13 protein-coding genes and 1 tRNA gene are annotated in these 13,852 nt (G+C 30.6%); 13 read left to right on the top strand and 1 reads right to left on the bottom strand.

Annotated elements, in window-relative coordinates:
• The first annotated feature begins 4 nt into the window (after positions 1-4).
• The 13 genes from ftsH (at position 5) to MARIT_RS05150 (ending at position 12,333) form a co-directional block, all read left to right on the top strand.
• Positions 5-1,960: an ATP-dependent zinc metalloprotease FtsH gene (ftsH, locus tag MARIT_RS05210; protein WP_100210961.1), complete on the top strand. Its 1,956-nt coding sequence runs from the start codon at positions 5-7 to the stop codon at positions 1,958-1,960.
• Between the two features lie 11 nt (positions 1,961-1,971).
• Positions 1,972-2,562, top strand: coding sequence for a hypothetical protein (locus MARIT_RS05205; protein ID WP_100210960.1), 591 nt, complete (start codon positions 1,972-1,974; stop codon positions 2,560-2,562).
• A gap of 1 nt (position 2,563) precedes the next feature.
• Positions 2,564-3,361, top strand: coding sequence for a phosphatidate cytidylyltransferase (locus MARIT_RS05200; protein WP_100210959.1), 798 nt, complete (start codon positions 2,564-2,566; stop codon positions 3,359-3,361).
• 9 nt (positions 3,362-3,370) lie between these two features.
• Positions 3,371-3,946 carry a phosphatidylserine decarboxylase gene (locus MARIT_RS05195; protein ID WP_100210958.1) on the top strand — a complete coding sequence of 192 codons (576 nt, stop codon included), beginning with the start codon at positions 3,371-3,373 and terminating at the stop codon, positions 3,944-3,946.
• A 10-nt stretch (positions 3,947-3,956) separates the two neighbouring features.
• Complete coding sequence (locus tag MARIT_RS05190; protein WP_024741392.1) at positions 3,957-4,214, top strand: acyl-CoA-binding protein; 258 nt, start codon at positions 3,957-3,959, stop codon at positions 4,212-4,214.
• 7 nt (positions 4,215-4,221) lie between these two features.
• Positions 4,222-4,845 carry a YceI family protein gene (locus MARIT_RS05185; protein WP_100210957.1) on the top strand — a complete coding sequence of 208 codons (624 nt, stop codon included), beginning with the start codon at positions 4,222-4,224 and terminating at the stop codon, positions 4,843-4,845.
• A gap of 316 nt (positions 4,846-5,161) precedes the next feature.
• Positions 5,162-5,845 carry a TetR/AcrR family transcriptional regulator gene (locus MARIT_RS05180; protein ID WP_024741390.1) on the top strand — a complete coding sequence of 228 codons (684 nt, stop codon included), beginning with the start codon at positions 5,162-5,164 and terminating at the stop codon, positions 5,843-5,845.
• Complete coding sequence (locus MARIT_RS05175) at positions 5,832-7,505, top strand: peptidase domain-containing ABC transporter (RefSeq protein WP_024741389.1); 1,674 nt, start codon at positions 5,832-5,834, stop codon at positions 7,503-7,505. Before MARIT_RS05180 ends, MARIT_RS05175 begins: the two co-directional genes overlap by 14 nt.
• Positions 7,505-8,851, top strand: a complete 1,347-nt coding sequence (locus tag MARIT_RS05170) for an HlyD family secretion protein (RefSeq protein WP_024741388.1) — start codon at positions 7,505-7,507, stop codon at positions 8,849-8,851. Before MARIT_RS05175 ends, MARIT_RS05170 begins: the two co-directional genes overlap by 1 nt.
• Complete coding sequence (locus tag MARIT_RS05165; RefSeq protein WP_100210956.1) at positions 8,851-10,248, top strand: TolC family protein; 1,398 nt, start codon at positions 8,851-8,853, stop codon at positions 10,246-10,248. Before MARIT_RS05170 ends, MARIT_RS05165 begins: the two co-directional genes overlap by 1 nt.
• 211 nt (positions 10,249-10,459) lie before the next feature.
• On the top strand, positions 10,460-10,966 hold the full coding sequence (locus tag MARIT_RS05160) for a hypothetical protein (protein WP_024741386.1): 507 nt from the start codon (positions 10,460-10,462) through the stop codon (positions 10,964-10,966).
• A gap of 293 nt (positions 10,967-11,259) precedes the next feature.
• A tRNA-Met gene (locus MARIT_RS05155) sits at positions 11,260-11,332 on the top strand.
• A gap of 770 nt (positions 11,333-12,102) precedes the next feature.
• Positions 12,103-12,333, top strand: a complete 231-nt coding sequence (locus tag MARIT_RS05150) for a hypothetical protein (protein WP_024741385.1) — start codon at positions 12,103-12,105, stop codon at positions 12,331-12,333.
• A gap of 523 nt (positions 12,334-12,856) precedes the next feature.
• Here the strand turns inward: MARIT_RS05150 and MARIT_RS05145 are convergent.
• Entirely contained in the window at positions 12,857-13,669 is an 813-nt protein-coding gene (locus MARIT_RS05145; protein ID WP_100210955.1) for a hypothetical protein, read from the bottom strand.
• Between the last annotated feature and the right edge of the window lie 183 nt (positions 13,670-13,852).

Here is a 13,852-nt window from a genome sequence, read left to right as displayed (position 1 = left end):
ATTTATGAGTGATTCTAAAAAAAACAAAACAAATACCCCTAAGTTTAAATTTAATTTTTATTGGGTATATGGCGCTATATTTGTGCTTTTATTAGCTTTTCAGTTTCTGAATTCTGGAGATCTAGCGTCTAAAAATATCTCGCGAAATAGATTTTCTGAGATTTTAAAAGAAAATGATATTTCAAAAATTGTCATTGAAAATAAAAACATAGCGCAAATCTTTTTAAAAGATGAAGCTTTAAAAAAAGAGGATTACAAAAAATTGGTTAATTCTGCTTTTTATAGGAAAGGAGCTCCTTTATTTTCTTACGATTTTGGTGATTTACAAAATTTTGAAAACCAAATTTCTGAAGCAAAGGCTAAATATAATTTGGACTTTGATGAAACTAACATAGAACGCACTAGCTTCATGGATACTGTTATTGGTTTTTTACCTTTTATAGTATTAATTGCTATTTGGTTATTCTTCATGAGAAGAATGTCGGGCGGAGCAGCAGGCTCTGGCGGAGGAGGTCAAATTTTTAACATTGGTAAATCCAAAGCAAAGTTATTTGATAAAGATACCAAAGTTAAAACAACTTTTGAAAATGTTGCTGGCTTAGAAGGGGCTAAAGAAGAGGTTCAAGAAATTGTAGATTTCTTAAAAAACCCTGAAAAATACACATCTCTAGGTGGTAAAATTCCTAAAGGTGCCTTGCTAGTAGGGCCTCCTGGAACTGGTAAAACTTTATTAGCAAAAGCAGTTGCTGGTGAAGCTGACGTTCCTTTTTTCTCTTTGTCTGGATCTGATTTTGTAGAAATGTTTGTAGGAGTTGGTGCTTCCCGTGTTAGAGATTTATTCAAACAAGCACAGCAAAAATCTCCTTCTATTATCTTTATAGATGAAATAGATGCAATTGGTAGAGCTCGTGGAAAAAACAGCATGACCGGAGGTAATGACGAACGTGAAAATACTTTAAATCAATTATTAACAGAAATGGATGGTTTTGGTACAGATACTAATGTAATTGTTTTAGCTGCAACAAACCGTGCTGATGTATTAGATAGTGCTTTAATGCGTGCCGGACGTTTCGATCGCCAAATCTATGTTGATCTTCCAAATATCAACGAACGTGAAGAAATTTTTAAAGTACATATCAAACCTTTAAAATTGGCTGAAGATGTAAATATTAAATTTTTAGCACAGCAAACACCTGGATTCTCTGGTGCTGATATTGCTAACATGTGTAATGAAGCTGCCTTAATTGCTGCAAGAAATAATCAAAAAGCAATTCATCACCAAGCTTTTTTAGATGCTGTTGATAGAATTGTAGGTGGTTTAGAAAAGAAAAATAAAGTAATTACTCCTAAGGAGAAAAAAACAATTGCTTTTCATGAAGCTGGACATGCTACTGTTAGCTGGATGCTAGAGCATGCTGCTCCACTTGTAAAGGTTACAATTGTTCCTAGAGGGCAATCTTTAGGAGCTGCTTGGTATCTACCTGCTGAGCGAATGATTGTTCAAACAGAACAAATGTTGGACGAAATGTGTGCTACCTTAGGAGGGCGCGCTGCTGAAAAAATTATTTTTAATAAGATTTCAACAGGAGCTCTAAGTGATCTGGAAAAGGTAACTAAACAAGCAAGAGCAATGGTTACTGTATATGGACTTAATGAGGCAGTTGGTAATGTTACTTATTATGACTCTTCAGGAAATGACTCCTTTGTAAAGCCCTACAGTGAAGAAACAGCTAAGAAAATTGATATGGAAATCTCTAAAATAATAGAGGGACAATACACTAGAGCTATTGATTTACTAGAAAAACATAAAGAAAAATTAACCGTTCTTGCAGAACTGTTATTAGAAAAAGAAGTTATTTTTAAAGATGATTTGGAAAAGATCTTTGGAAAAAGACCTTTTGAAATAGAAGAAACCAAAAAAGAAAACGTTATTACTGTAGAAAACAAAACAGAAGAATAGTTTCCATTTTAATGAATTTTTTAAAAAAACTACTTAAGTCATATAGAGATTCATCTAAAGATAAAGAAATCAAGGAGCAACCTGTTTATTTATCTTTAGATGATTCTTTCGTTCATAACTTTATTGACAAGGGGGGGAAGTTTTTATATTGCGTAAAAACCGATGAGGTTCTTAAGAATCTAAAAAATATTTTACTTGAAAATAATTGGACCAATTTAATTTGTACGGATTATGATTTGGTTAAATTTACCAATCTACTAGAAGTAAATGTAGCTTGTAGGTTAAGTGGCAAAGCTCCTTTTTTTACTACTTGTGAACATTTGATTGCTAGCAATGGAGAAATATTATTTTCTTCAAATCAATTAGGAAGTACTAAACTTTCAGAGCTATCAGAGCACTTTATTGTATATGCCACTACTAGTCAATTAGTTAAAAACACAGGAGAAGCACTTACTGGTATTAAAACAAACTTTAAAGGAAATATTCCAACAAATATCAGTGCAATTAGGAATTATTCTATCAAAAAAAATGACGATAATTTCATGAATTACGGTAACAATAATTCAAAAAACTTATATTTGCTTCTCTTTGAAGACCTATAATATGAGCAACTTGCTAACAAGAGCAATTTCTGGATTTATTTATGTTTCCTTATTTTTATCCGCTATCTTTTTTTCTGAAAAAAGCTATATCATTCTAACAGCTATTTTCGCTAGCATTTCTTTATGGGAGTTTGCTAAAATGATTCGCTTTAAAAATATCATTCCATACCTACTCCTCCCCTGTATCATATACTTATTTATAGCTTACGCTTCTGCTAATAACTTATTCTTGGTAGCAGTTATCACATTACTCTGCTCCTTTAGATTGGTTTATCATCTATATTCTGAAAATATAACTTATCCAAATACTTTTTTTGATAAAATGGACTTATGTATTCGCTATGTAATACTCCCTTTTTCCTTTTTGATTGTATTGCCATTTGTTAATAATATATATCACCCTAGTATTGTTGTTGCTATTTTAGTTTTAATATGGATCAATGATAGTTTTGCTTATTTAGTAGGGAAAAACTTTGGAAAACGTAAGTTATTTGAACGAATTTCTCCTAAAAAGACAATCGAAGGCTTTATAGGCGGTGTTATTTTTTCATTGATTGCTGCTTTTGTCATCAGCCAATATCTCCCCCATTTTAATACCTTATCTTGGATTATTATTGCTGCTATTGTTGCTATTTTTGGAACTCTTGGTGATCTGGTAGAATCTAAATTTAAACGTCAGGCAAATGTAAAAGACAGTGGAAATATCATGCCTGGACACGGAGGAATGTTGGATCGCTTAGACAGCTTGTTTTTTGCAGCTCCTTTTGTTTACCTATATATTCATTATTTTCTACAATAAAACAATATAATGTTTCATAAAGAAGGTTTTAAATCAATAGCTTTTGTAGCTATTATAACAGTTATCTGCATCATTGCTATTGACAAGTTTATTTTGACTAGAGGTTATAGAATAATTACACAACTTCTATTTTTAATTCCTTTATTGGCTACTTTATTTTTTTTTAGAAACTCAAAAAAGAAAATCTATACAAACAATGAAAATGCTATTGCTCCTATAAATGGAACAATAAGTAGCATTACAAAAAATAAAACTCTTCATAAATTACAAATTACTATAACCCCCTCCTTATTTACTACAAGAACCATACATGCCCCTATAGCAGGAAAGATAACATATGTTTCTAACGGCATTCATATTAACAATTCCCCCTTCAATGCTATCATACTTGTATTTCCTTCTGGTAAGAATAAAGAAAAAACGATGGATACATCAGCTCTAAAAGCAGAAGTTTTACAAGGGGAACCCATTCATTTTTTGCCCTTTAGCTCAAAAGTACAACTATTAGTACCTTTAAATTCGAATTTAATTGTAAATTTGGGCGATCAAGTAAAAAGTGGGCAACACATTTTTTCCACATTATAAATCACTTTTTATGCATGATGATTTAAATAAACAATTTCGAGAAGCTTATCAAAAAGCTTCTAATACAAAGCAGAAGCTTCCTCAAGATATTATGCTAAAACTCTATGCATACTATAAACAAGCCGTTCAAGGAGATCATTTTCCTTTTACCCCTGATTTTAATATACGTAACGCTTTTAAGTTTAACGCATGGGCTCAATTAAAAGGAATTCCTTCTGACGAAGCTAAACAAGAATATATAAACCTAGTTAATTCAATAATAAAATAGTTTAAAAATGAAGAAAATAATTTTATGTGTACTTACGCTTAGCACTGCTTTTCAATTTTCATCTTGTAAAAAAGAAGAGAAAAAAAAGGTAGAAAAGGTGGCTCCTGTTGTAAAAAAAGAACCTTCTTTTTCTTTACAAGATGCTAAAAGCAGTATTTACTGGACAGCTTATAAAACTACTAAAAAGGTACCTGTAAGAGGTAAATTTACCAGTGTAGATATTACTGCTGGAGGAGTAGGAAAATCAATAAAAGAAGCCGTTAATAATGCCGAATTTGCTGTACCTGTTAGCAGTCTTTTTACAAAAAATGATGCTAGAGATTTTAAAATTCAAAAGTTTTTCTTTTCAATGATGAAAAACACTAAACTACTTTCTGGTAAATTAGTGTTAGAAGATCATACAAAGGGATATGCTGATATTACTATGAATGGCGTGACCCATAAAATGCCTTTTACGTATGTTATAAATGGTAAACAATTCAAAATGGAAGGCGTATTAGATTTAAAAGATTGGAAAGCAGGGGCTGCTTTAGCATCTTTAAACGACGCTTGTAAAGATTTACACCAAGGTGAAGATGGCGTTTCTAAAACATGGAGCGATGTAGCAATTAATATTAGCACGCTTTTCTAAAAAACCTTTTAGTACAAACAAATACGAATAACGCCTTGGATACTCAAATTTCTAAGGCGTTATTCGTTTTTTCAATACCTGCCCAAACTTTAGTTTCGTTACTATAAAGTGAGAGCATCGTTATTTCACATCTAAAAATAAGCCTTTAAAACCTCCTCCTTACCTAAAAACGCTGAAAACAAATACTTTAAACATATAAACCAAGATAACCTTGCTTCAAAAAGGCTTCTCTCTAAAATTAAAAAAATGTTAATTAATACTATTTCTTTTAAAATTAATAGTTTTACTGTTAAATTTGAAACCATAATACTTATTTATGGAAAACTTTCTTTCAAATATTAAGATTGAAATCCCTTCTGGGATTTATATCAAAGATCCTGAAACTTCTGATTTAGGAAAGCGAATTATCCAACACAGTATTGAACTTATTAAAGAAATTGGTTTTGAAAACTTTAATTTCAAGAAATTAGGAAAATGCATCGGTTCTAATGAAAGTTCTATTTATAGGTATTTTGAAAGCAAACATAAATTATTAATATATTTAACCTCTTGGTATTGGGGTTGGATTCAATACCAATTAGTTATAGAAACTTATAGCATTCATAACCCAAAAGAAAAATTAATAAAAGCTATTGAAGTAGTTACGCGAACTACTGAGCAAGATGGTAATTTTTCTCATATTAATGAAGTGTCTTTAACTTCAATTATCATTAATGAAAATTCTAAATCATATTCTACCAAAGAGGTAGATATTGAAAATAAGGAGGGCTTTTTTAAATTATATAAAGGAGTTGTAAAACGCTTATCTGCTATAATTTCTAATTATAATAGTTTATACCAACATCCTTTTACATTAGCAAGTACGATTATTGAAGGTGCTTTACATCAACAATTTATAAAACAACATTTTAAGTCATTAACCAACTGTAATGATAACATTACCCCTACGATCTTTTTTACTGATTTAGCTCTAAACACTCTTTTAAATGACAAAAAATAACCCATTAACTCCTTGGCAACGATTTTTAGGACTCTTAACCCTAGAAAAAAAGGATACGCTACAAATAGCATACTATGCTATTTTTGAAGGGCTCGTTGCTTTATCTCTTCCTTTAGGAATTCAAGCAATCATTAACCTATTACAAGGTGCGCAAATTTCGGCTTCGTGGATTGTTTTAGTTACTTTGGTTACGGGAGGAGTTGCTTTTAGTGGCGTATTAAAACTGATGCAAATTAGGATTATAGAAACCATACAGCAACGAATTTTTACGAGAGCTTCTATAGAACTTAGCTATCGTTTTCCTAAAATAAAAATGAGCGAACTAAGAAATTACTATCCGCCTGAATTGGCTAACAGGTTTTTTGACACTCTTATTATTCAAAAAGGAATTTCAAAAATTTTAATAGATGTTCCTTCTGCCTTTCTGCAAATTATTTTTGCATTACTGTTATTATCATTTTACCATCCATTTTTTATTTTATTTGGTTTTTTACTTTTGGCCTTAATTTACGTTGTTTTTAAATATACCGCTGAGAGAGGATTAAAAACGAGCTTAAAAGAATCTAAAAATAAATACAAAGTAGCTCACTGGTTACAAGAAATAGCTAGAACCATTATTAGCTTTAAATTATCTGGAAAAACAAAACTTGCTTTAGAAAAAAGCGATTTCTTAGTAGATGATTATTTAAAATCGAGAGAAAATCATTTTAAAATTTTAATCATCCAATACATTCAAATGATTAGTTTCAAAGTAATTATTACTGCTGGATTATTGTTAATGGGAGGTTTCTTAGTTTTAAACCAACAAATGAATATTGGTCAGTTTGTTGCCGCAGAAATCATTATCCTATTGGTGATTACTTCTGTTGAAAAACTAATTCTTGGCCTAGAATCTTTTTATGATGTGCTAACCTCTATTGAAAAGTTAGGGCAGGTAATTGACAAACCGATTGAAAATCAAGGCGGAAGTAAAATTAACAATACCAAGCCTTTAGAAATTGAAATCCAAGATGTTTCTTATGGAGTTCGTGAGCAAGAAAATCTTATTGTTAAAAATGTTTCTTTAAAAATACACCCCAAAGATCGAATTTTAATTCAAGGAGAAAGTGGTTCTGGAAAATCGAGCCTACTACAGTTAATTGCAGGAATTATTGAACCTACCTCTGGAAGTATTTTTATAAATGACTTATCTCTGAAAGGGATTAATAAAAATGATTATCGCTCTAACTTAGGGCTCTCATTGTCAAATGAATCTCCGTTTGAAGGTACTATTAGAGAAAATGTTACTTTTGGATCGCCAACCATTAACGATGAAGATATCCATGCTGTTTTTAGTAAAATAGGACTCACAGAGTTTTTAAAACAACAACCTCAAGGATTGGATACTGATTTGAAGCCTGAAGGAAAACTTATTGGTTATACCATTTCTAAAAAATTAATTTTAGCAAGAGCTATTATTAATAAACCTAAGCTATTGATTTTAGAAGATCCTTTAGACCACTTAGAAGCTGAGGAAGTAAAAAGTATTATTGATTATATTACAGCTCCTACACAACCTTGGAGCTTAATGATTGTTAGTTATAATAATGCTTGGAAAGAAAAATGTAATAAGAAAATTACGTTTAAAAACGGGGCTATAATTCACTCTAAATCAAAATAATGTTAAATATTTCTAACAATACTATTTCTGATCAACTTGATTTGAAAACTTTAAAGTCAGGGAAAGTAATTTTCACCAAAGAATACCGTAGTTCTTTTAAAAAATTTCTTTTATTTTTTCTGTGTATCATTATCATCACTTTGTTTTGTCCTTGGACCCAAAATGTGTCTAGTAAAGGGCGGGTTACTACACTAAAGCCTAATCAACGCCCACAAACCTTGCAATCTCAAATTCCAGGTAGAATTGAACAATGGTTTGTTCAAGAAGGTGATCTTGTTAAAAAAGGAGATACCATTCTTCGAATTTCAGAAGTAAAAAGCAATTATTTTGATACTCGATTGGCTGAAAGAACGGCTCATCAGTTAAACTCTAAAAGTCTTTCTTCTAAGTCATACAATCATAAGATTGCTTCTTTGCAAACTCAAATCATAGCAATTAAAAAAGAGCGTGCGTTAAAATTAGAACAGTCAAAAAATAAGCTACAAGAAGCGCATTTAAAAGCTAAAAGCGACAGCATTAACCTAGAGGCTTTAACAGCAAAACATTTGATTGCTGAAAAACAATACCATAGAACCTTAACCTTACAAGAAGAAGGGCTAAAAGCTGTAAAAGATGTGGAAGAAAAAAATGCTAAACTTCAAGAATTATCTGCCAAATTAATTGCTCAAAGAAATAAGTTTTTAGCTGCTAAAAATAATATCCTTAATGCTGAACTAGCTATTTTAAATGTGGCAGCTGCTTACACCAATAAGCAATCTAAAGCTGAAAGCGATTTATATTCTGCCCAATCCAATGCCTATGAAACTGCTGTACAGGTATCAAAATTAGAAACGAACTTGGCAAATTATAGTAAGCGAAATTCATTATTATACATTACAGCTCCTCAAGATGGTTATATCAATAAAGCTATTAAGTCTGGTATCGGTGAAACTTTTAAAGCAGGAGAGCAATTGGTTAATATCATGCCTGCTAATTACGATTTGGCGGTAGAAATGTATATTGAACCTATTGACTTACCTCTTATTCATCTTGATGAAGAGGTACGTGTTCAATTTGATGGATGGCCTGCTATTGTTTTTAGCGGATGGCCTAATGTGTCTTACGGAACTTATGGAGCTAAAGTAGTTGCTATCGAAAACTTTATCAGTACTAATGGGAAGTACCGCGTTTTAATTGTTCCTGATAATAGCAAGCAACCTTGGCCTAAAGCTATTAGAGTTGGCTCTGGCGCTAAAACCATTGCTTTATTAGAAAACGTACCTATTTGGTATGAACTATGGAGGCAAATTAATAGCTTTCCTCCTAATTTTTATCAACCTAAAGAGGAAAAGAAAAAAACAACATAATGAAACTATTATTATATGTATTGTGCTTATGCACTAGCTGGAATATTTTTTCTCAAAATGAATCCAACCTCCCTCTTTCTTTAGAGGAGTATATTGGTTATTTGAAAAAATATCACCCTATTGTAAAACAGGCAAAACTAATTACAAGCTTCAATGAGGCTAAGCTATTAAAGGCTAGAGGTGCTTTTGATCCGAAAATTGAAGTTGATTATGCTCGAAAAAAGTTTAAAAATACTAATTATTATAAAAAGCTAAACGCTAATTTTAAAATTCCTACTTGGTATGGGATTGAGTTAAAGGCTAATTATGAAAATAATTCAGGGCAATTTTTAAACCCCGAACTTAATACCCCCACAGACGGACTGTATAATCTAGGTGTTTCGATTCCTTTGGCTAAAAATTTATTGATTAATAAACGGATGGCTACACTACGCCAGGCTAAATTGTATATACAACAAAGTGCATTAACACAACAACTACTTCTTAACGAAGTTATCTTTGAAGCAATTTCTTCATACTTAAATTGGCTACAATATTACCAAAGACATCTCGTGTATCAAGATTATTATACAAATGCTAAAAATAGGTTGCATAATGTCATAAAAAATTTTAAATCTGGTGATAAACCTGCTATAGATACTTTAGAAGCTAACATCAATTTAAAAAACAGGGAACTAGATTTAGAAAAAGCTCGTATAAAGTATGTTAAATCAACATTAGAGCTTGCTAATCATTTATGGATAAGTAATAATACTCCTGTGGAGCTCGCTCCAAATATTACCCCTGATACCAGCACTTTTTTAAAAATTGATGCATTACTAAAAACACCTGCTAACCTAGCATCTTTTAACGATTTAAAAAATCATCCCAAATTGGCGTTACTCAATCTAAAAAGAAAAAATCTGTATATCAATAAACAACTAAAAATAAACAACCTACTCCCTGAAATTAACTTTCAACATAATTTTTTAAGTGCTAAAGCTAATGCCAATGCTTTTAATGTTTCTAATTATAAAAATTCATTACAAATTAGCATACCACTATTTTTAAGAAAATCTAGAGGTGATTTAAAAATTGCTAACTTAAAACTACAAGATTTAGATTTCGAAATCTCTTCTACTAAAGTCGCTTTACAAAATAAAATCAACGCTGTTAAAGAGGCAATGCATTCTTTTGCTAAGCAAGATGTTATTTTAAATGATTTGGTAAATAATTATCGTACAATAGTAAGTGCCGAAGAACGTAAGTTTTCACTAGGTGAAAGCTCTATTTTCTTAATTAATTATAGAGAAGTAAAGCTGATAGAAAGTAGGTTAAAAAAAATAAAAAACCAATATGAATATGCCAATGCTAAGAATAAACTCATTAAAGCACTAGGGGCTTTAAACTATTTATAATTCTCTTATTTTTGAATATTTTAAATAAAAAACGCTAATTACTATAAAAGAAAATGATTACATTAATGCTTCTACAAATTGCAACACTAACGTATAACATTTACCTTACTTCTTTTAGCATGAAAAGAAATCAAAAAAAGGCTTTTGATCCTAGTGATTTTGATTTGTAAATCAGCCCTTCAGCAAACCAACTTAACAAATACTACACACAATGGCTAGTTTACTTCATATCATATTTGAATGTATTAGAATTGGTACCATTTCTTTTTTATACGGCTGCTTGATTTATTTTATTTTGATCAAAATATATAAGCGCATCTGTATTCGAAAAAGATATATCACTCTTTTTTTATTTATAGCTCTGTTCTTATGGAGAACATCCTACTGGAGAAATAATGGATGTGGTGATATTGGAAGAGTTCCTCTAACGTCTAAATATGAAATTACAATGATTGATTTTTGGTATGGAAGCATTGTAAAAAATGGTAAAAATCTAAAAAAAGAAGGCGCTACTAACGGAATACGAAAACTGTATTTTGAAAATAATATGCTATATGCAGCATCTGAAACTACTTATTTAATTCTTAATACTGAAAATGAAAAACTATACGTTCTTAGTCAAGATGAATTTTTAGCAAGAGGAGGTAATTTAAATAAGTTAATGACTACTCATAATTTTCATGCAAATTACTGGGGATTAATGCTTATATTTATGTAAAAAGTTCTTCTGAGAATAATTCGAAGAAACCTGCCTTTTGAAATTTTTATCCAGAAACTTTAATGACTAAACTTTGTGCAAAATTTTTCGAGAGGGTTAAAAACCTTGTACTCAAAAAATGGAAAAATTTCTTCATTGATTACAACTGTGTTTTTTTAACCTTAACATACTCTATTTCTTTAATTTAAAACAAACCTCTCTTTTAAAAAGGTTAGAAACATGCCTTATTTTTATTTTTATTTAAAAAAACGTGATTATTATTCATAAAAAAGTGTATCTTTGCAGCAACAAATCGCGGGATAGAGCAGTAGGTAGCTCGTCGGGCTCATAACCCGAAGGTCACTGGTTCGAGTCCAGTTCCCGCTACTAAAAAAACGGATTGTTTATAAACAGTCCGTTTTTTTATGCTTCTATCTTTCTTTCAACGATAACATAAATCATTCTGGATTCATCATAAAAAGCAGCTTCTTATTGAATAGATTAAAGAGTTCGTAAAATATTTATAACAGACTGAATAACGTATTATTCTTTTCTTATACTCAAATAATTCGGTGCCTAATTAACCTCTATAAAATTAATTTTACTCTTAATTTTTGTTATTAAAAATTTGGTTTCATACATTTGTGAAGTATATTATTATGCTTTTACAAAAATTGATATAAACTTAAAAAATAAACTATGAAAGCAATATTTCACTTAGTCTTTTTGCTGATTTTTGTATAGAAACAAATTGTAATAATAGATATTATCTAAGTTATTTTAAAGTTAATACAAAAATATAAAATAGTTACAGGTTTAGTTTTATTACAAGGGAAATTTAGAATTTAAACAAGGTCTGGAAAGATCAAAATTTATTCTTAAAATAACTTTAAAAACTATTTAGACTAAAAAATGGAGTCCAGAAACTATATAAAACGGGGTGTAACCGAAAAACCTTAAGAGTAGGAATAAGAATAATTTATTAAAAATTTATTTGCGTTAGTATTGATGGTTGTAGCTCTTTCAAGTTGCTCAATGAGACTTGTGGACTTTACAGTAATTAGCTCTAAAAATGTTAATTTAGAAATTAATAGAGCGCAGGGGAAAAAGGTAAAAAAACTTATTTTTTAGGAATAGGTTGGAACATCAAAGATGCAATGGATAAAGCTTTAGAAAGTGCTGGTCCTGAGTATGATTTATTAGTGGATGGAGTTGTTAGATATGGTGGCTATCCATTTGTAGCTTCTGTAACGGTAGAAGGAACAGCTGTTAGTTCAAGATCTATGAAAAATAAATTGGGGGAAGCTGGTTTTAAAGAATGGTTAAATGGGAAGAAACTAGCTTATGATAAGCAAACAGAAATAGTTTACGCTGATAAAAAGAAGTAAACTTATTAGTATATACCATAACTAAAGAATAGTAGTTAATAAGTACGTTTTTATTTACTTATTAACTACTATTTTTGTTTTGTGCGATATTCTAAATTGCCCCCCCTAAACCACTGTTGCCTGATTTAAAGATGCTTTATTTGGACTTGGTATTCATTTTAAATTATCCTCAATGATTTTGCTATGAGAATTGAAAATAATATTTTACCTCTTTCATTTTAAAAATCAAATCAAAAGGTTGCACCAACTTACTTCAAAACTATAAACTCTGAAACAAGCATCAAACCGATATTAATTGCAAAAATTATCAACTACAAGTTTTTTCTAGTACCGAATATATACCTCAGATCCATTCCAAATTCTAAAGTTTGAGTTCTGTATGTTCCATTATTTTCATTCAGATTATAAATAGCGGATTTCAGGCTACTCAATTGTCAGGTTGCACCAACCTTTGATGTGTCTGTCATTGTAGGTTTCAAACTAGCGCTGAACCCGCTATTGTTTATACAAAATATTATGTGTTTTATTTTTTCAAGAATCCACTTCTTATTTGTTTATTAAGAGCTTTATTTAGCTCTATTTTCGCAGACTTAGTATTATTTGAAGGCACTAATTCGTAAAACTCATCCTCCTCTCCCTCAAATCTTTCAAGTACTTTAAGAGAATTGTTAGTGAGCTCAATAACTTCAACAGCTACCTTTTCGTCCCAAACAGGAGGAGTATTCCATGAATATAAAAATTTAGTTTCCGAGCTATCTGACCATTTCCAATTAGAAAGACCACCATTTTCATCATCTCCAAAGTTTACAGGTTCTACAAAATAAGTACCTGCTTTAGAAAACAAAACAGACAATTCATACCTAGTACCAACAACTTCTTCTCCATTAACTGAAACCATTTTCCACGTCCTACAAAGCAATTCGGTTTTTGTTGTCGCTTCCATTTCTTCTTGCTTTGAGGCACTCATAATTATTTCATTATTTGGATTACTTAACGGTTGTATTGAAAAGCTAACGGAGTTCTCTTTTACATCTGAGAATATTAGAGTTCCAAAGTCTGAAAGAACCACCTTTTTATCTTCCATAATTTCATACGTTCCAAAAAGAATAGTTTGGTCATTTGCAGATTTTTTAGTGCTACTTTTCTTCTTCACAATGATATAACTTCCACTGTTATTAAATTCGAATGATTTGTATTCATTGGAATTATTCACATTCCATTTTGCACTAATTGTTGTTGCTTTCAAAGTTTCTTTTGGGTCATTTTCATTTTTATCGCAAGCGGAGATGGAAATCAAAATAAAGCTTAAGAATAAAATTTGTGTTAAAATTCTCATTTTTTCTAGATTTTAAGTTATTATTTAATTTATTGAATTATACTTAATTTCGGTTGGTTATATTTTGCATAACAATTTCGGGTATTAGTAGTTGCGTAACTTAGCACTCCACTTTGCAAGCCCATACCAAACTAAAAATCTACGAGACTTTTCGGAAGTGCCCCAGAACAAGTAATTACTTAT

The sequence above is a fragment of the Tenacibaculum maritimum NCIMB 2154 genome (genome assembly GCF_900119795.1).
Lineage (GTDB): Bacteria > Bacteroidota > Bacteroidia > Flavobacteriales > Flavobacteriaceae > Polaribacter > Polaribacter maritimus.
This window is presented reverse-complemented; position numbering and strand designations above follow the sequence as displayed.